General features: G+C 44.2%; 17 protein-coding genes. 5 read left to right on the top strand and 12 right to left on the bottom strand.

What is annotated here, in order from left to right; all coding sequences use genetic code 11:
• Positions 1 to 4: 4 nt before the first annotated feature.
• Both rlmD and cysM read right to left on the bottom strand, forming a co-directional pair.
• Positions 5 to 1,321: a 23S rRNA (uracil(1939)-C(5))-methyltransferase RlmD gene (gene rlmD / locus AABA11_RS04295; RefSeq protein ID WP_338265694.1), complete on the bottom strand. Its 1,317-nt coding sequence runs from the start codon at positions 1,319 to 1,321 to the stop codon at positions 5 to 7.
• Between the two features lie 179 nt (positions 1,322 to 1,500).
• On the bottom strand, positions 1,501 to 2,394 hold the full coding sequence (gene cysM / locus AABA11_RS04290; protein ID WP_265728524.1) for a cysteine synthase CysM: 894 nt from the start codon (positions 2,392 to 2,394) through the stop codon (positions 1,501 to 1,503).
• 200 nt (positions 2,395 to 2,594) lie between these two features.
• Here cysM and AABA11_RS04285 point away from each other — a divergent pair, with 200 nt between their 5' ends.
• Together AABA11_RS04285 and AABA11_RS04280 are read left to right on the top strand one after the other, a co-directional pair.
• Positions 2,595 to 2,819 (top strand): hypothetical protein, encoded by a 225-nt coding sequence (locus tag AABA11_RS04285; protein WP_265728525.1) that lies wholly within the window; start codon positions 2,595 to 2,597, stop codon positions 2,817 to 2,819.
• 39 nt (positions 2,820 to 2,858) lie between these two features.
• On the top strand, positions 2,859 to 5,648 hold the full coding sequence (locus AABA11_RS04280) for a response regulator (protein ID WP_338265691.1): 2,790 nt from the start codon (positions 2,859 to 2,861) through the stop codon (positions 5,646 to 5,648).
• Here the strand turns inward: AABA11_RS04280 and acpS are convergent.
• The 8 genes from acpS to glgC all read right to left on the bottom strand — a co-directional run bounded on the left by acpS (position 5,615) and on the right by glgC (position 13,551).
• Positions 5,615 to 6,001, bottom strand: a complete 387-nt coding sequence (acpS, locus tag AABA11_RS04275) for a holo-ACP synthase (protein ID WP_338265688.1) — start codon at positions 5,999 to 6,001, stop codon at positions 5,615 to 5,617. The genes AABA11_RS04280 and acpS overlap by 34 nt on opposite strands.
• 21 nt (positions 6,002 to 6,022) lie before the next feature.
• On the bottom strand, positions 6,023 to 6,766 hold the full coding sequence (recO, locus tag AABA11_RS04270) for a DNA repair protein RecO (RefSeq protein WP_265728528.1): 744 nt from the start codon (positions 6,764 to 6,766) through the stop codon (positions 6,023 to 6,025).
• A 5-nt stretch (positions 6,767 to 6,771) separates the two neighbouring features.
• Complete coding sequence (gene era, locus AABA11_RS04265; RefSeq protein WP_265728529.1) at positions 6,772 to 7,674, bottom strand: GTPase Era; 903 nt, start codon at positions 7,672 to 7,674, stop codon at positions 6,772 to 6,774.
• Positions 7,667 to 8,350 (bottom strand): ribonuclease III, encoded by a 684-nt coding sequence (gene rnc, locus AABA11_RS04260; protein WP_338265684.1) that lies wholly within the window; start codon positions 8,348 to 8,350, stop codon positions 7,667 to 7,669. The genes era and rnc overlap by 8 nt, the downstream gene beginning before the upstream one ends.
• 18 nt (positions 8,351 to 8,368) lie before the next feature.
• On the bottom strand, positions 8,369 to 9,193 hold the full coding sequence (lepB, locus tag AABA11_RS04255; RefSeq protein WP_338265682.1) for a signal peptidase I: 825 nt from the start codon (positions 9,191 to 9,193) through the stop codon (positions 8,369 to 8,371).
• 50 nt (positions 9,194 to 9,243) lie between these two features.
• Complete coding sequence (gene lepA / locus AABA11_RS04250; RefSeq protein WP_338265680.1) at positions 9,244 to 11,049, bottom strand: translation elongation factor 4; 1,806 nt, start codon at positions 11,047 to 11,049, stop codon at positions 9,244 to 9,246.
• Between the two features lie 241 nt (positions 11,050 to 11,290).
• Positions 11,291 to 11,923, bottom strand: coding sequence for a riboflavin synthase subunit alpha (locus AABA11_RS04245; protein WP_338265679.1), 633 nt, complete (start codon positions 11,921 to 11,923; stop codon positions 11,291 to 11,293).
• Positions 11,924 to 12,294: 371 nt separating this feature from the next.
• Positions 12,295 to 13,551, bottom strand: a complete 1,257-nt coding sequence (gene glgC / locus AABA11_RS04240) for a glucose-1-phosphate adenylyltransferase (protein ID WP_265728533.1) — start codon at positions 13,549 to 13,551, stop codon at positions 12,295 to 12,297.
• Positions 13,552 to 13,644: 93 nt separating this feature from the next.
• Between glgC and glgA the strand changes: the two genes are divergently transcribed.
• Positions 13,645 to 15,081: a glycogen synthase GlgA gene (glgA, locus tag AABA11_RS04235; protein ID WP_338265676.1), complete on the top strand. Its 1,437-nt coding sequence runs from the start codon at positions 13,645 to 13,647 to the stop codon at positions 15,079 to 15,081.
• A gap of 31 nt (positions 15,082 to 15,112) precedes the next feature.
• On the opposite strand, the gene AABA11_RS04230 is transcribed toward glgA, so the two are convergent.
• The gene (locus AABA11_RS04230; RefSeq protein ID WP_265728535.1) at positions 15,113 to 15,937 is read right to left on the bottom strand and encodes a substrate-binding periplasmic protein; all 825 of its coding nucleotides are present in this window, start codon (positions 15,935 to 15,937) and stop codon (positions 15,113 to 15,115) included.
• Between the two features lie 260 nt (positions 15,938 to 16,197).
• Positions 16,198 to 18,321: a transglycosylase domain-containing protein gene (locus AABA11_RS04225; RefSeq protein WP_338265673.1), complete on the bottom strand. Its 2,124-nt coding sequence runs from the start codon at positions 18,319 to 18,321 to the stop codon at positions 16,198 to 16,200.
• Between the two features lie 456 nt (positions 18,322 to 18,777).
• Here AABA11_RS04225 and AABA11_RS04220 point away from each other — a divergent pair, with 456 nt between their 5' ends.
• Positions 18,778 to 19,107, top strand: coding sequence for a Rieske (2Fe-2S) protein (locus AABA11_RS04220; RefSeq protein WP_338265671.1), 330 nt, complete (start codon positions 18,778 to 18,780; stop codon positions 19,105 to 19,107).
• Positions 19,108 to 19,137: 30 nt separating this feature from the next.
• Positions 19,138 to 19,929 (top strand): molybdate ABC transporter substrate-binding protein, encoded by a 792-nt coding sequence (gene modA, locus AABA11_RS04215; protein ID WP_338265669.1) that lies wholly within the window; start codon positions 19,138 to 19,140, stop codon positions 19,927 to 19,929.
• Positions 19,930 to 19,940: the final 11 nt, after the last annotated feature.

Below are 19,940 nucleotides of genomic sequence, written 5' to 3'. Positions count from 1 at the left end.
CAATTTACTTCTTTTTGTGCAGCAACATCATGGTTTCTACATGAGACGTTTGAGGAAACATATCCATCAAACTGACTCGCTCAACACGATATCCTTTTGCAACTAAATACTCGGCATCCCTTGCTAAAGTAGAAGCATTGCAAGAAACATACAATATTTGTGTTGGTCCTATTTTTATTACACTATCTAAAAACTCAAACGCCCCAGCACGAGGTGGATCCAACAACACTTTGGTTATCTTGGTCTTAAAAAGTTCCTGGTTAACCGGCTTGGTTAAATCCGCTGCAATAAACTGCGCATTCTCCAAACCATTTAAACGTGCATTTTCCCGCGCGGCAACCACCATACTGTCTTGAACTTCAACACCAATAACAGACTCTGCCTGTTGCGCTAACGGCAAAGAAAAGTTCCCCACACCACAAAACAAATCCAACACGGTGTCTTGCTTATTTGGACGTAGCCAATCCATGGCCTGAGCGACCATTTTTTGATTCATACTGGCATTGATTTGAATAAAATCTTGAGGATGATAACTCAACGTCAAATCACCAAGATCATAATGACGCATTTTTGCTATTGCGACTTCAGCTTTGCTCGCTTTTGGTGCTTGCCAATACAAGGCAATGCGTTCTTTTTCGGCCCATGCATCCCAAGCGGCTTCAAGTGTTTCTGATATCGACGCTGTTAGTCGAAATAAAACAGACACGCCCTTCGTGTCTTCAAGCAACTCAATGTGCCCCAACGCGCCCGCCAATTCATCGTTTACTAAGGTATTTTTCAACGCTAAAAAAACCTTTTGCAACCCATCCGTCAATACAACACATTGACTGATGGAAACAATATCACTGGACGCTTTACCTCGAAAGCCCAATACAATATCCCCTTTAATGCGATCGATCGCAATACGAGCACGACGACGATAACCAAAAGGAGCATCAGACAAGGGTTCAAGTTCTTGGGTGGTTATCAGATTACGCAACTGCCCCTTCAACCAATCTTGTTTGGCGGCAAGCTGTTTTTCATCGGATAGATGTTGGAAACTGCAACCGCCACACACCGTAAAATGCGGACAAGCAGGTTCAACACGGTGGGGACTGGGGTCAATAATAGACGTTAAAATCGCCTCATCGAAACGGCGACCGTTTTTGGTAACTTGCGCCGTCACGGTTTCGCCAGGCAAAGCGCCATCGATAAACGTAACTTTACCTTGTAGACGCGCTACGCCTTTTGCTTCATGGGTTAAACCGTCCACATGAAAGGTCTGAACTGGACCAATGGGTTGTGGTTTGGGTGTTCGACGAGGGGATGTTCTTCTTCTCAAAGGAGGCTCTCTTCTTCCTGAGTATTAGGTATACGCTCAGCCATTCTATCGCATCTGCTGATAGAACTGTACGCGAAAGCGCTCCTTAATACGTGAAAGATACCAAGACCTCTGCACGATGTTCGCGACCAGCATACTCTCTCGAGTAGGATCAGACACTCACATCGTGCAAAAGTAAATCAGCTGTCAAAAACGCCCGTTGATAAATAACGATCCCCACGATCACAAACAATGGCAACAATGACCGCATTTTGTAACTGTTCAGATAACGCCATAGCCATCGCAACCGACCCACCAGAAGAAACACCACAAAAAATACCTTCTTCTTTGGCTAAACGACGCATCGTGACTTCTGCGTCATGCTGAGAAACATCCATCACAGTGTCCACTCGTGTTTCGTCAAAAATCGTCGGTAAATACTCTTTTGGCCAGCGACGAATCCCCGGAATACTGGCACCGTCTTGCGGCTGTAAACCAACAATTTGAATCGCATTATTTTGCTCTTTCAAATAGGTGGACACCCCCATGATGGTGCCAGTGGTTCCCATTGAGCTTACAAAATGCGTGATTGTCCCTTGTGTCTGTTGCCAAATTTCAGGGCCGGTCGTTAAGTAATGCGCATTAGGGTTATCTTGGTTAGCAAATTGATTTAACACCACCCCCACACCTTGGTCTTGCATTTCTTGGGCGAGATCTCGAGCACGCTCCATGCCTTCTTCTTTTGTAACCAAATGCAAGATAGCACCATACGCCGTCATCGCAGACTTGCGCTCTTGGCTCATATTGTCGGGCATAATAAGGTGCATTTTATACCCTTTGATTGCCGCTGCCATGGCTAAGGCTATCCCAGTATTTCCACTGGTTGCTTCAATCAGGCTATCACCTGGCTTTATGTCGCCGCGAAGTTCCGCTTGAACAATCATGTTCAATGCAGGACGATCTTTAACAGACCCAGCAGGATTCTGACCCTCAAGCTTTAATAAAATAGTATTACTCGGATTAGGATTGATGCGCTGCAAGCGAACCAAAGGTGTTTGTCCGATCAAGGACTCTATTGTTGGGTATTCGATCATAAAAAAACTTCATTGACATTGATGACTTAGGGAAAGAAACTTAACGTATTAAGCCTATTTAAGACCACTTAGACTAAACAGTACAATAAGAAAGCGTTATAAACTTAGTGTCGGTTTCACGTTTTCAAAGATATAACAGGATATCTTACCTTTGTATTGTCGTACCGTCCTACTCTGTGGCCCCATATTGGACAAATTTTATGCTCATAGTTCGCATTGTCGCACTGCTATTTTTTACACTAATCCTAAGTGGCTGCGATACGTCGACAGAAGACCTTTCTGAGATGAACAATGCCGAGCTCAGAAAACAATGGCGAGCCTGCGCTTACCTCACCGACCCATCACGCAATGAACAAAAGACCTGTACCCTTTATGAAAATGAGTGCAGCTCACGCAAAGAACAAGGACGCTTGGCATGTTATTAACGGATTCTTTTGATTCTGCACAACAGAATGGCATTACCTGTGATTAAGCTTCCTACGCTCAGCCTGAACAGCAAGTTATTTTGGGTTTTGTTCGCACCCGCCTTCCTTGTGTCCATTTTAGTTGGCGTCTTTCTGCTCTCCACCCGCTTTAGCGATCTGAACCGTAATTTAGTCGAACGAACTCAACACATCACAGATCAAGTCGCCAACACCAGTGCGTATGCCATTGTATTTTCAGATCAAAATATGATGTATCGAATTTTACAGAACGCGCTCAACAACCCAGACATTAGCAGTGTGCAGCTTTTCAACAGTGAGCAAAAAATGATTGCTGAGCTGGGAAAAACCTCCTCATCAGATAAAATCCTCCTAACCGAAAACAGCGGCATCACAGAACAAAATGGCCGTCTCGAATCCATTAGTGCCATTCATTATACAAGCAACGCACTCGACGACGTTTTTAACGGGCAAACCGATTTATTTAACACCCAAGACCAACGAACACTCATTGGTTGGGTGAAAATAGAAGCCAACAAAGCCAGCATTCAAATTGAAAAATACCAATATACCGGTCTCATTGTTTTTATTTTGGTGCTGTTTAATATACTGATCATTTTGGGCGCGTTTCATGCGTCAAAAACGCTGACCCAACCCATTAATAAACTGGCGTCCGCACTCAATAAATTAGTGAAAGGTCAATTTTCCACCGCCAAGCTAATGAAATTACCACCAGAGTACACAGCCATACAAAAAGACTTACTCGATTTAACGGAAAGACTAGAACACCACAACGAAGAATTGATTGCCGGCATTGAGCAATCCACCGAGAACATACGTCGCAGCATGGACAGCATGGAAGAAAAAAGTGCCCAGCTGCACATAGCAAACCGTGAAGCAATGGAATCAAATCGTCTAAAGTCTCAATTCCTTGCCAACATAAGCCATGAAGTCCGAACGCCTCTTAATGCTATTTTGGGCTACACAAAAACACTGCAAAAAGACATCGCTGATCCACAACACCGCATTTATGTCGACACAATTGAACAGTCCACCAACAGCTTGTTGGCCATTATTGGCGACATTTTAGATTTCTCAAAAATTGAAGCCGGAAAGCTCAGTTTAGAAAACAACCATTTCAATCTTAAAACGCTCATCGATGAGGTTTACCAAACGCTCAGCATTAACCTACTCAGCAAAGACAAACAAATTGATTTGGTACCGGAATTCGGACAGGACGTGCCTGAGTGGTTTATTGGAGACAGCACGCGGGTTCGTCAAATTTTGACCAACTTGATAGGCAATGCCATCAAATTCACCCACCAAGGCTCCGTCAGAACCAGAGTTACCATTGCAACACAAAGCGCCCCAGACATCACATTATCCTTTCAGATCATAGACACGGGGATCGGCATTGCAGAACATAAAATAAACCGCCTATTCAAACCTTTTTCACAAGTGGACACCAGCACCACCAGACAATTTGGCGGTACAGGTCTTGGGCTTGTCATTACCAAAAAACTGGTCGAGCAGATGAACGGTAAAATTGAAGTCAGTAGCGACCCCAGCATTGGATCAACCTTTCGCTTTACCATAAATTTAAAAGCCTCTTCCAAAGGCAGAGCCAATCACCTTCCACTCAATTTTCATACCGTACTACTGGAACCTAGCCAAACCTATAAAAGTTATTTGGATGGGTATTTAAACAGCATCGGAGTGAGCTGCAGCACATGTTCGGACTTAGAACAGATGGTCATGATGTTAAACAAAAATCATCGTGACATTGATGTCGTTTTACTGAGTGTGGCGCCAAATGACCAAAGTGTTGCAGAAGCCAGAGAGCTGGTACTTTATTCCGCTCAACAGTTCTCCATCCCTTGTATTCTGATGATCCAGCCACCGGGGCAAATTACGCATTACCCAGACCTAAAAAACATTTGCAGCGACATACTTCTGAAACCCATCAGCCATGATCGCCTTTACCATGCCTTACAAAACCTCAATGCTGCGCCTTCAAGCGTACCTTCGATTCCTAAACTCAACGCACAACATGAGAAAATCAAGGGACTTAGCATACTGGCCGTGGACGACTCTCCGATCAATCTACAGCTTCTAAATCATTGGCTTTTACCAATAGGTTTGGATGTTTCTTTAGCGTACAGCGGACAACAAGCCATCGATATGGCAATGAGCAAGCAGTTCGACCTCATTTTCATGGACATACAAATGCCGGAAATGGATGGCATGGAAACCACGCAACACCTTCGCCAATTAGACACCTACAAAAACATTCCAATTATCGCCCTGACTGCTCATGCGCTCGGTTCTGAACAACAACAGATGCTCAGCAGCGGTATGAACGCTTATTTAACCAAGCCTATTGATGAAGAACTGCTCATCAGCACCATCGAAAAATGGTGTTCGAATACCGACTCCTTCCAAGATCAAGTCGACGCCAAACTGGTTGGCATCTTTGACTTAGATAAAGCGCTGTCAATTGTTGACGGCAAAGAGGAAATTGCCAAAGAAATGTTCGATATGCTCGCAGACTCGTTGAGCGCGGAAAAGAAACTTATCCAACACCATTTAGAGAATCAAGACACGCAAAAACTGATTGAAGTGGTGCACAGAATACACGGTGCCTCGAAATACACCGGCACCATTAACATTGCCCGCCACGCCAATTTTTTAGAAACCCATCTAAAAGAATTAGGAATGGAAGAAGTAGAAGGCGTCGCCGACGATTTCATTGAAGCCATTGACGAACTGTTGAATCACCGCCAGCTTATCCCTTGGACTCAAGCCTTAGATTCAAGCACAACAAACGCCTGAGCGTAGGCTTTTTCATCCGTCAAACTTAAATGCCAAGACAGCGGCATATCATAGCGCTCTGAAATAACATCATCCACAACAAGCACCGGCTGACCCGATGGTAAGTTTACAACCGAAAAGTGCTGAAAACTGACCCCCGAGCCAATGCCTGTACCTAGGGCTTTTACGGCGGCTTCTTTAGCAGCAAAACGTTTTGCGACAAAGGCATTCGCCTTGTCTTCATTGCTGATTTCAGCCCAGCGTTTTTTTTCATCTGCCGTTAAAATTCGATCAATGAATCGCTCCCCCAAACGAGAAATGGACTGCGCAATACGGGCAATTTCAACCAAGTCCGTTCCCACACCAATAATCAAAATATACCTCTTATAATGTATTTACGCTGTCAACGAACGAAAAATTGGAACGCCCAAGTGACGCTCCCCCTGAAAGGGCTGTGATGGCAATAATCGCCTAGACACTATGGATTTTCCGTTCAGCAAACCGTCTAGCCAATTACGATGCAATTCTTTTGCAAGACTCAAAACCTGCTTATCCATCCATTTGCCAGCATGATAATCCAGCGCGATCTGCCCCTCAACAAACAACATAGGCAGTTGTTTCGGCGTTTCACCATAGTAAGGACGCAAACCAAACTTGTAATGAAACTGATAAAGTTGGCGAGCCTCAACAGGCTCTCCTCGTCCGGTAGAAAGCATATTAATGCCTACCCCCAATTCGGAGAACAACCCCACCTCAAAGCGTCGCAATATAGGCGCAATGGGGGCTCCCGAATGCAAACTTTCAATCAGCCATTTATACAGTTCAAAAACATCAGGCAAAGGAAGGTTAAGAGGCAGCAGCTTTTCTAACAACTCGTGAACATACAGCGCGGCGTACAGAGGCAACCCCTCCAAAGAAGACGCAGACTTAACCGACTCTAGACTTTTTATCGTTTTTAAGTCGCTGCGTCCGACGAACTCCACCTCATAACATAAAAAAGGCCCAGGTATGACCCGAGCCTCTTTTTTAGGTAATCGCCACACTCCTCTGACCAACCCATGCTCTCGTGTTAGCACATCGAGAAGGATCTTGCCGTCCTGAAAAGGCCGAGTATGAACAACATACGCCGATGCGCGCATTAGAATTACTCTTCTTGATAACCCAAGCTGGCTAACGCACGCTCGTCATCAGACCAACCTGAACGCACCTTAATCCAAAGGTTCAACATGACTTTATGCTGGAACAGGTTTTCCATATCAATACGAGCTTCTTTGCCAATGAGCTTAATTTTATCGCCACGTTCACCGATAATAATGCGCTTTTGTCCATTTCTTTCGACCAAAATCAACGCACTGATATGAATAGCCGATTCTTCAAAAACAAACTCTTCTATTTGAACCGCCACTTCATAAGGCACTTCTTGCCCCAACTGACGGGTGATTTTTTCACGAACGATTTCTGCCGCCAAAAAGCGAGAGCTACGGTTAGTAATCTGATCTTCTGGATAAAACTGAGTGCCTTCAGGAATATAGCTTTCCACCAAACGCTCTAGACGATCCAAATTGTTGTTTCGTAGAGCAGAAATTGGCACGATTTGCGCGAAATTCATACGCTCTGACAAATTCGCCAAACGCGGTAAAAGACTCTCTTTTTGATCGAGTTGATCGACTTTGTTTACCACCAAAATCACAGGACAACGAGCGTGTTTTACTTTTTGCAAAACCGACTCATCTTCTTCCGTCCAGCGATCGGCATCAATTACGAACAACACCACATCAACGTCCTTCAACGCCGCCGCCGCCGTTTTGTTCATGATGCGGTTAATGGCTTTGGCTTCACCTATGTGCAGCCCAGGTGTATCAACATAAATAGCCTGAACATGGCCCTCTGTTTTTACACCTAAAATTTGATCACGAGTCGTCTGAGGCTTACGTGAAGTAATGGATAACTTTTGACCTAATATGTGGTTAAGCAATGTCGATTTACCCACATTAGGGCGACCAACAATGGCAATGTATCCACAGTGCGTAACTTCAACGTCAGACATCTTTCTTTTCCAATTGTTTCAAGGCTTTCGAAGCCGCATTCTGTTCCGCAATTCGACGGCTGTTGCCCTTCCCTTCGATCGCGTTTTCACAAAGTTCAATGTGACAGTGTACATAAAACGTCTGATCATGAGGTTCACCCACAATATCCACTACGTCATATTGAGGCAAAGCGTGCTTACGAGCTTGTAAATATTCTTGCAAGCGGGTTTTCGCGTCTTTTGTCACTATCTTTAGAGATGTGGCATCCAAACGCTCCTTGTACCAAGACAAGATATGTTGACGGCAAATGTCCATCCCAGCATCTAAATACATGGCACCAATGATACCTTCTACCGTATCGGCCAAAATAGAGTCTCGTCTAAACCCACCACTCTTTAGTTCTCCAGCGCCAAGCTTCAAGTAATCCCCTAACTGGAACTCACGAGCAAGTTCAGCCAGCGTGTCCCCTTTTACCAATGAGGCACGCAAACGACTCAACTCGCCTTCCTTAGCTTTTGGAAAACGATGAAATAAATCTTCCGCGATCACATAGTTAAGGATCGAATCGCCCAAAAATTCTAGGCGTTCATTATTTTTTCCACCAAAACTACGGTGCGTTAGCGCCAGCTCAAGCAGTCCAAGGTCAGCAAAAAAGTAACCGATTCGCCGACTCAGCTTCTGATACAATGAACTCAAAATTTCTCCAAAAAATACTTATTCAATCAAACCGTTGTTTTTAAAGCTTGGAATGCTGAAAAACTGATCCCAATGCAGCCATACATAAAATGCACGGCCTTTCATGTTTTCATCGGGAACAAAGCCCCAGAATCGACTGTCTGCGCTATTATCTCGGTTGTCACCCATCACAAAATAATGCCCCGCAGGAACCGTCCATTCACCTTCATGCGGTGTAAAACGATAACTGTTATAGATATCGTGCTGAACACCCCCCAAGTTTTCACTAAACAGGTCAACAGGCTCTTGATTTGGGTTCAACGAAATGGGCAGCTTTGCCAAAAATTCTTTGCTCACTGGCTGCCCATTTACGGTTAACACTTTATTATGGTAACTAATCTGATCACCTGGCAAACCAACCAAACGTTTAATGTAGTTTAAACTAGGGTCACGAGGGTATTTAAACACCACAACATCACCACGTTTTGGTTCTGTCGTGGGAATAATAGTGGTATTCAAAACCGGTAAACGCAAACCATAATCGAATTTATTCACAAGAATAAAATCGCCAATTTTTAACGTTGGCAGCATAGAACCCGAAGGGATCTGAAACGGTTCGACCACAAACGAGCGCAGTCCAAAAATAATCGCAATAATGACGAAGTAGGATTTCACCTCCACCACCAATTTCGGCGTTTGTGCCAAACGCTGTTGAGCGTCCTTATCCAGCACTTTACGAGCTTCTTCTGTCATGTTCGCCAAGGCGGCTTTTCGCTTAGGCAAATACACAATACGATCGTAGACCCAGAAGACACCGGTTACCAAAAATGCAATGGCCAGTATCAATTCGAAATCAAAACCCATACTTCATTTCTCCATCAAGGTGCAAACACACCGGTTGATTGATTATCTGGCTAGCTATCCAATTGCAAAACCGCAAGGAAAGCAGATTGTGGCACTTCAACGTTACCCACTTGCTTCATGCGCTTTTTACCTTCTTTCTGTTTCTGCAACAGCTTCTTCTTACGACTCACGTCGCCACCGTAACACTTAGCAATAACGTTTTTACGCAAAGCTTTCACCGTGGTACGAGAAATGATTTTTGCTCCCACAGCCCCCTGAATAGCCACATCAAACATCTGACGTGGGATCAAATCTTTCATTTTTTCACACAGAGCACGGCCTTTATACTGCACATTATCTTTGTGCATAATTAACGCCAGCGCATCCACTCTCTCACCGTTGATTAGGATATCCAAACGGCATAGCGGTGCAGGACTAAAGTGTGAAAAGCTGTAATCCAAAGACGCAAAACCACGGCTGCAAGATTTCAGTTTATCAAAGAAATCCATAACCACTTCGTTCATCGGTAACTCATAGCGCAATTGCACCTGACGACCAACATACAACATGTCTTTTTGGATGCCGCGCTTTTCTACACACAAAGTAATCACGTTACCCAAGTATTCTTGTGGCACCAAAATATTAGCTTCCACAATAGGCTCGCGCATTTCTTTGATGGTGCCTGGGTCTGGCATTTTGGACGGGCTGTCTACATAGATCACTTCACCATTATTCAACTCAACTTCAAACACCACGGTTGGTGCTGTAGTAATCAAGTCCAAATCGTATTCGCGCTCTAAACGTTCTTGAATAATTTCCATGTGCAACATTCCTAAGAAGCCACAACGGAAACCAAAGCCCAATGCATCTGAGCTCTCAGGCTCAAAAAACAGTGACGCATCGTTTAATGTCAGTTTGTCTAACGCAACACGGAAATCTTCATAGTCATCAGAACTGACCGGAAATACGCCCGCATAAACCTGAGGCTTAACTTTTTGGAAGCCTGATAATTGAGGAACATCTGGCGTTGTCGCATGCGTGATGGTATCACCGACTGGCGCACCATGAATGTCTTTAATACCAGCGACAACGTAGCCCACTTCACCCGCTTTTAGGATGCCAGTCTCTTTACGTTTTGGGGTAAAAATACCGGCCATATCAACAGGATGAGTTTGTTTAGTAGACTTGATGAAAATCTTGTCTTTTTTACGCAATGTGCCCTGCTTAATTCGAACCAGCGAGACAACACCCAAATAGTTGTCAAACCACGAATCAATAATCAACGCTTGAAGCGGTGCATCGATGTCCCCTTCTGGTGGTGGAATCGTTGCGACTAGACGCTCAAGTACATCATCAACCCCCATGCCAGTTTTCGCAGAACAGGTCACAGCATTCATAGCATCGATGCCAATAATCTCTTCAATCTCGGCACTAACACGCTCAGGCTCGGCTTGCGGCAAGTCAATTTTGTTTAATACCGGCATCACTTCGAGACCTTGCTCAATCGCGGTATAACAGTTAGCAACAGACTGAGCTTCAACTCCTTGAGCCGCATCCACTACCAACAAGGCACCTTCACATGCGGCAAGTGAGCGAGACACTTCGTACGAAAAATCGACGTGTCCAGGGGTATCAATGAAGTTCAACTGATAGGTTTGTCCGTCTTTCGCATGGTAGTCCAACGTCACACTTTGTGCTTTGATGGTAATGCCACGCTCACGCTCGATGTCCATGGAGTCAAGAACTTGAGCGGACATTTCGCGTTCACTTAGACCTTCACAAGTCTGGATGAAGCGATCGGCTAACGTCGATTTCCCGTGGTCGATATGAGCGATAATACTGAAATTGCGTATGTGCTTAAGATTATTGGAAGACACTATTTACTCACACTTTAAAAGCGATTTTTGAATGATTATCTGTTGATAAAAAAGAGACATATGCACACTTATCACACGATTTGGCTGAATAAAGTAAGCACCAATACCGTGTCTGGCCTATGTAAAAATATCATCAACACATTTTTAGGTTAGAAATTGGCGAGCATTCTACCGAAAATCGAGCAGGGACTCCATTTATTTCAGAGATCAAACAAGATCAAACCCAGCAAGCAAAGTCGAATTAAGGCAGCACAATGCCTTTCTCTTTTAGGATCCGCTCAACCGTATCAACGGTCGCTTGAGTATGCGCATCGATCTCAAGATTGACTCGATCCCCCACCGACAACTCACCAAATGTCGTCAATCGCAACGTTTCAGGAATCAATGAGACTTCCAACCAATCATCACCAATGTCACTGATCGTCAAACTGGCACCGTTTAAACCTACATACCCCTTGTTAAATAAGTAACGTCTGGCATCAACGTCATGCTGTCGATCTGTCGTAAATCGTAGGTGGACACTTTCTTCGATTTTTTCGATCCGACTAACACTGACCGATGTCATGATATGACCCGACATAACATGCCCGCCAATTTCATCGCCCATTTTAGCGGCGCGCTCAAAATTCACCGTATCGCCTGCGTGTAATAAACCAATATTGGTCAACGCCAAGGTGGTATCGATGACATCAAATGTCAGTACATCATGGCCAATTTCAGCCACGGTTAGACAAACACCATTTATCGCGACACTCGCGCCTAACTGCTGTCCCAACATAACCCCCGCTGGAAAAGACACTTCGAGACGCTTATTACGCCCCATTTGCTCAGCAAGCTGAACGGTCGCTGTACCTTGTACGATACCCGTAAACATAAAGATTCCTCATATATAGGTGAAAAAATGAACCATATTTTATCGTTAACTTGTTCTTAACCCGTGACTGAAGAAGAAATGAACACCTGTATTCAAAGCGGCATCACAACTGGTTTTGCGCAAGTTATCACAATGTCACCAATAGGGTTATCCACAGGTTACGGGGATAACCAAAATTCAATCAAAAGAACTAAAAAACCAAACCCTACTAATGCGACCATTTTACGACTTTTCAAGCAAAACAATGACAATTAGTGAAGAATGTCCCCTTTAAAAAAGCCCATGGCCATTTTATTTTACCCAAAAACAAGAAAGCCGCTTCCATTGAAGCGGCTTTCAAAAACACCATGCATCACACTATCAAACCTAGGCTATGATTCAGACAAGGCCTCTATCATGCCCTGCGTAACCAATGTGATTCCGTCTGAATTGCGGTAAAAACGAGCCGCATCAGCCACCGGATCCTCGCCGATTACCGTTCCTTCAGGAATAGAGCAATCCGAATCAACCACAACTTTATTCAGCCGGCAATGACGACCAATATCACAACGAGGCAATATCACTGACTTATTGACATGGGAGTAGGAGTTAACTCGAACATTGTTAAAGAGAATAGACTGTTCAACCGTTGAGCCAGATACAATACAACCAGCAGAAACAACGGAATTCAAAGCCGTACCAATACGCTCTTCATAATTGTAATTAAATTTAGCCGCTGGACGCTGATATTGAGTCGTACGAATAGGCCAATCCTCGTCATACAAATCCAACTCAGGCACCAAACGCGTCAAATCCATATTGGCTTCCCAATAGGCCGTCAACGTTCCTACATCACGCCAATAAGGCTCGTCCGGATAGCTTTTGTTGTCGATTACGCTGTTCGCAAAATGGTGCGCTTTAATGTTACTTCTTCCAACAAACAATGGAATCAAGTCTTTCCCAAAATCGTGACTCGAATCGTCATCACTGGCATCAGAGCGTAAATTGTCCGACAAAAATTTCGTGTTAAAGATATAAATCCCCATGCTTGCAAGCGATACATCTGGCTTACCAGGCATAGTCGGAGGGTTGGATGGCTTTTCTTCGAAAGCAATAATATTGTCGTTTTCATCTACGTGCATGATACCGAATTGATCGGCTTCTTTAAGAGGTACTTCAATGCATGCCACCGTGACATCCGCGCCACTTTCGATGTGTTCTTGCAGCATGACGCTGTAGTCTTGCTTGTAAACATGGTCACCAGCGAGAATCAAAATATACTCACTTTCTAGACCATCAATCATACTCAAATTCTGAAATACAGCATCGGCCGTTCCACGATACCAGTCACCACCCGTTTGTTGTTGAGCTGGCCAAAGCTCAATGAACTCATTGAAGTCAGAACGAAGAAAGTTCCAACCTCTTTGCACGTGTTGATTCAGGGTATGAGAACGGTATTGAGTCAAAACAGCAATGCGTCGCATACCTGAGTTGATACAATTAGAAAGCGGGAAATCAATGATTTTATATTTACCGGCAATAGGCACTGCAGGTTTAGAACGATTGTCTGTTAATTGCTTTAATCTTGAGCCACGTCCACCGGCTAGAATAATGGACAAAGTTTTCATACGCGCCGTATTTAAATCCATGTGATGCCCTTAAAATTTTTATCAACACACTCTACTTGAAGTTCCATTTAGGTATACTCTTATCATTATTCCAAATCAACAAGATGCCTAATAATGAAAATACTATTTGCTGCCTCTGAAATTTACCCCTTAATTAAAACTGGTGGATTAGCCGATGTGGCAGGCGCACTCCCCGTTGCTTTGAGAAAAAAAGGTCACGATGTCAAACTTATTATGCCTGCTTACCAAGGCATACTTGAAAAGGTAGCGCCAATTCAAAAGAGTATCAACCTCGGAAACCCATTTGGCGTCGGAGATTTGTTACTTCTTGAAACTCATATACCTGAAAACGACACCCCGATTTATTTGCTTCAGTGCCAAGCACTTTACGAGCGAGAAGATGGGCCTTACGTTGATAAAAACGGGCTAGATTTTGAAGACAACCACATTCGTTTCGCGGCGCTATCATGGGCGACAGCCACATTAGCTCTGCACGGAAGTCTCATTGAATGGCAAGCCGATGTGTTGCATTTAAACGATTGGCAAACAGGCTTCGCTGCCGCTTATCTAGAAAGCTGGAAAGTAAAACATCTGCCCGTTGTCACGACTGTGCATAATTTACGATATAACGGCAGTTTTGACATGAATCAATTTTCTAGCACGCATCTGTCTACTGAATTGCTCAGCATGCATGGCATGGAATTCTATGGTCGCTTCTCTGGTCTTAAAGCAGGATTGGTGTATGCCGACGCCATCACCACAGTCAGCCCAACCTACGCAAAAGAAATACTAACCCCGGAATACGGTGACGGCTTAGATGGAACGCTAAAAGCGATCCAACACAAGCTCACTGGCATTTTAAATGGCGTTGATTACGATCAATGGGCTCCAGAAGTCGATTCACTCATTCCAGAAAACTACAGCATCGAAAGCCTAACGCTGAAACAGACGAACAAACTGGCTCTGTTGCGAGAAAATGGGTTATCAGAAGACCTAAGTAAACCAGTGTTTGGCGTAATCAGTCGACTGACAGAACAAAAAGGGTTGGATCTTGTTCTGCAAGCCATGCCCGCTATGCTAGAAAAAGGCGCTCGGTTAGTGGTATTGGGATCCGGTGACAAACATTTAGAGTCAGCCTATTTAGCACTTCAAGAAAATTATCCAGATCAAGTCTCTGTTCGGATTGGCTATTTTGAAGATTATTCACACCGAATCCAAGCTGGCATTGATGCTTTGCTCATCCCATCACGATTCGAGCCTTGCGGCTTAACTCAACTATACGCATTAAAATACGGCACCTTGCCCATCGTGAGACAAACGGGCGGATTAGCAGACACGGTATTTGAAGGCACAGATAACGCAAATGGATTTGTATTTTCAAAAGCCACCAGCGAAGAACTGGAAGCAGCGATAGAACGCTGTATGACCTGTTTTGACGATAAAGAGCACTGGCAAGCACGACAAATAAATGCCATGCGCTGCGATCATAGCTGGGAAGCTGTTACTGACCAATGGACCGCGCTTTATCAATCCTTAATCGAAGACGCCTAACAAGTAACGCATGCGCTAGATGGTTTGTTCCTTACTGAAGGGATAAACCATCGTGGCGGCTGATTTCCCACAACCTCTCACCATCAATGAGAGCCTGCTCCATGAAACCGTCTTGCTTCATTTCTTGTAACGCCACCGCAATCCGGTATTTCAGATCCTCATTGTTACAAGGGGATTTTTTAGACATGGTCAAATACAAGCCTTCACTGCTTACAAAAGGTTGTTGCGCAACAATAATGTCGGACAAGCCCAATATAACTGAGTACGCATAGGCAGGACTTTTTTCATACAATACATAATCAACACGATCCGCGGCCAACATCCGTAATGCTTGGGATAAGCTGGCTACTGACAATATATTCAAATTACGTTGAGCGTACTGATCAAATTCCTGGCCGAAACTATTATTAATGACCGTTACGCCCCACTTACCGGCTAAATCTTCTTTTTTATTAAATGGAAAACGCTTGTCTTTACGCTGCCAAACAACGCTCGTTGTGTGCAACATCACTGGCGTAAAGTAATCCATATAATCCGCACGTTCGGTGGTATAAAACGCCCCCGCCATTAAGTCCACACGGCCATTTTTAACTTCACTTTGCGCTCTAGACCATGGACCTACATGCATCAACTCAATGGGAATATGTATACGACGACTTAACTCATCGATAATAATGCGATTGACACCATTTAACAGGGTAGAAGATGATTCTTCACGCCACAGAAAAGGAGGGTATTCAGAATTGCCTGACGCAGTAAGTTCAGAACAAACTGCATTGTCAGCCGCTAGAGATAAGTTACTGTTAAAAAAGGCCACCGCCAACAAGCAGTAAACGATGTGTGTGTGTAGCCGCATACCGCGCCACTCCCCTTATAAATACTTTCAAACTACAAGTGACGCCATGCCTATAAGATGATTACGTTACAATGAAAAAATACGTAAGTACACTAACCATTTAGACAGACTTTTTAAACCAACTCACCTTTTCAGTACTCATCAAGTTGATCAAGGATAACGTCAATAAAAACATCATAATGTGTTTATTTTCAATCACCTATGAGGCTATAGAAGAAAGAAACAATAATCAATAAACTTTTATTAACCAAAAGGACACATTAAAAAGGCCAAAAACATGAACTGCTGTCCTTCGGTTCCGTACCCAAAATAAACGCCAAAGACGTCTTCTCTGCGCAGCGTGATGACGCAATTTCAAAGGCATCATTCAGTACGTCGAACCTAGCCGCCCCCTTGGGCAAGCTTTCTGGTAGCGAAGTAGGGTTCACATTTTGTGTAAAATCAATCCAAACTTTTTGAGCACCACTGCTCCCCGTGATGCTTAAAGGCACATTGTCGTCGTCACCCAACCACACCGTTGAAGAATAATCGCCCGTTATCCCAACAAACCAGCTGTCTTTTTGTTGATTGGTTGTGCCCGTCTTGGCGGCAAAACGCAGGTTTGGAAACGCAGCTTGAGCCGCACGAGCGGTGCCTATTTGTGGTGTCTTTGTCATGCCGTCCAACGTGACCGCAAGCAACGCGTCTGTGAAAGGAACATCATTTTGCTGATCAAACCGCTTCATTAAACGATCTTCTTGATCCATCACAGCAAGCACCACCCCCAACTCACTGCTTTTCCCTTGAGAAGCAATAGGCTGATACAGGCGAGAGACTTCAAACGGCGACAATTCTAACGCCCCCAATGCCATCGCAGGATGCATAGTAAATGGCCGCTTTACGCCCAACTGTCTTAATGTATCGCCAACGCGATCAAAACCAATTTGTTGCGCTAATGACACAGTCGCCAAGTTGTAGGATTTCGCCATGGCTTCAAAAAGATGAACAACACCATGTGTTTCTCGGTCGTAATTTTCAGGCTCCCAAATTTGCCCGCCAACATTAAAACGCATGCGTTTGTCTTCAATGTTGGACCACCAAGTATAACGCCCCGTTGCCAATGCAGATAAATACAATGGCGGTTTTACTAATGAACCTATCGGTCTAACAGCACCTAACGCTCGGTTAAAACCAGTGTAATACGCGCCACTGGAACCAACAATCGCACGCACTTGGCCAGTAACGCGATCAGTCACAACCATCGCACCCTGTAGGCCCTTCAGTCGAGCATCTCGTTTTTCTAGACTCGCCACCTGACGCTGCATGGCCACACTCGCCGCTCGTTGTGCTCGTATATCAACACCCGTATAAATGCGTAAATTTTTTGTCGCTAATGTCGTCTCATCGAAATCTCGGGACAGTTGCATGGCCACCAAGTCCAGATAATCGCCATACACTGAGCGCTCTTTTTGTTTACTGGCCAAGCGAATAGGTTGTTTTATCAAATAGTTGTAATCTTTATCGGATAATCGGCCCTGCTCTTTTAATACCGCCAATACCGTATTGCGACGTGCTTTTGCTCGGTTTGGAGAGCGCTCTGGATTGTACAAAGAAGGCCCTTTGACCATTCCCACCAACAAGGCGAACTCATCGATGTTTAATTCATTTAAAGGCCGGCCAAAAAAGTGCTGGCTCGCGGCAGCAAAACCATGCAATGCACTGCTGCCTAACTGAGCAAGGTACACCTCGTTCATGTACGCTGTGATAATGGCTTGTTTTGAATAATGGTATTCAAGCAAGACACTCATCACGACTTCCGTCAGTTTACGTGTATAGGTTCGCTCCGAACTCAAATACATGTTTTTCACCAACTGTTGAGTCAAGGTAGAACCACCTTGGCGCCTCGCCCCTTGAGTCAAATTCACCACAATCGCTCGCGCGATTCCAGTAAGAGAGATCCCCCAATGCTGGTAAAAATCCTGATCTTCCACCGCCACCAAAATATCAAGCAGCGGCTTGGGTATCTCGTTATAGCTTAGGATTTCACGACTTTCAGTGTTACCGCCGTATAAGTAACCGATACGCTGCGGTTCGATTCTGGCCTCGCTGACCTCATCCCCGTTTAGTGCCTGAATCACCAAACGTCCTTGTTCAAAGGAAAAAATACGCCTTTCGCTTTCATGAAACCCTAAATGATCGACATAGGAACGCAAATGCGCACTCACCTTGGTCTGGCTTCGTGCCGCCCACCCAACTTTTTGACTGTTGCGGCCAAATCGATAACCGGTTTCTTCCAATAAGTTCTCAAGATCTTGCTTTTTCCAAGGGGCGCCATTCACTAAAACAATCGGCGCACTGTAGACTTCAGAAGGTACTTGCCATTTTTGTCCCTCAAAACGAGACACAACTTGTCCATTCAACCACCAAACCCAAATAGAAAACGGAATGCTGCCCAACAAGGAAAGGATCAACCCCCATTTGAAACAGAAACGAAAGGACCTCTTCAAGAATGAAGATTTAGGGGCTTTTTTAGATGATGTCGGCGATTTGCGCCTAGATTTTACGGGAGTTTTTTTGGCCATAGCGCGCAAGTATAAGGAGCTTACTGAACGCAATCAACGACCCAAAACCAACTAACTCAATTCTTACATATTGACTCGTATGCCATAGAGTTTTAGAGTCTTTGCTCACGAAAAATTGAATTAACTGACATTTTTCTGAACTTTATTCACTTAGTCGACCGTAGAATTGAAATAAAACGTCACTAGGATTCCCTAATTGACAGTTAGGCGAGCTTCATTGAAGAAGCATTGATTCTCTTAAAATAAGCAATATTCATTATAAAAAAGTGCGGTAATCACGTGTTTAATAAGCATCTTATACCTAATGCGCAAAACCTTCCTGAAGGGCAAGCTCTTAACATCAACATTGAAAAATGCAGCTTTTTGGTGACCAAACAAAAAGGCCAAATTATTGCCTATGAAAACCTGTGTCCTCACCAGAAAAAGCCGTTAACGTGGTCTTCGAATCCTGCACTGGATGACGACGGGGACTATTTAAAATGCCACCATCACGGCGCGCTTTTCTCTCCAGCCGATGGATCTTGTATCACAGGGCCTTGTCAGGGAAGCCACCTAAAAAAAGCAACCGTTGGTATTGAGCAGGGTAATTGCTACTTGCTGTTTGCCTAAGGCTGTAAATTTTTATCTGTTTGGATAACCATGATCAACAAGACGACGCTCACTAAATTGCATTGTATTTTCTATCGTCGCCCCGTCGTCTTGTTATTCATGACTTTGACTTGTTTAAGTCTGTCGGTGACTTCTCAAGCCAGAGCGCTTCATTTGGCTGTCGCCTCTAATTTCATAGCCCCCATTAAGCAATTGGCAATGGAATTTCAACAAGAAACTGGAAACGACATCACCTTATCATTTGGGTCTTCCGGCAAACTCTTTGCACAAATCCAGCATGGCGCCCCGTTTGATATTTTCCTCTCTGCCGATGTGGCGAAACCTGAAGCCTTGATAAAAAACCGTCTTGCAGAACCTAACAGTCTGGTTATTTACGCCAAGGGCAAATTAGCATTGTGGTCAGTACATCCGATGACAGGCAGCCTAGAAGATGTACTGCAACGCGCTCATCACATTGCCATCGCTAACCCTAAATTAGCACCATACGGAAAAGCCGCAAAAGAAAGTCTCATGTCTTTATCCCTGTGGGATACAGCCAAAACTAAAATCGTTCAAGGCGAAAACATAGGTCAAACATACCAATTTGTTTATTCCCAAAATGCAGACATTGGTTTTGTTGCCTACTCACAAGTCTTAGCTGGCGACATCAAGGGCAATATCATTGCGATACCCAATCAACGTCATAGCAAAATAAATCAAGCGGCCGTTGTGGTATCCCAATCAAAGAAAAAAGAACTAGCAAAGCAATTCATGGCTTTTTTAATGCGACCAGACATACAGACTAAAATCGCACAATTTGGCTATTCCACCACAACAGACTAGGTTATCGAATC

It is taken from the genome of Marinomonas pontica (genome assembly GCF_036322735.1).
GTDB lineage: Bacteria > Pseudomonadota > Gammaproteobacteria > Pseudomonadales > Marinomonadaceae > Marinomonas > Marinomonas pontica.
The sequence above is the reverse complement of the archived record's forward strand: the minus strand, read 5'-3'. Positions and strand labels throughout refer to the sequence as shown.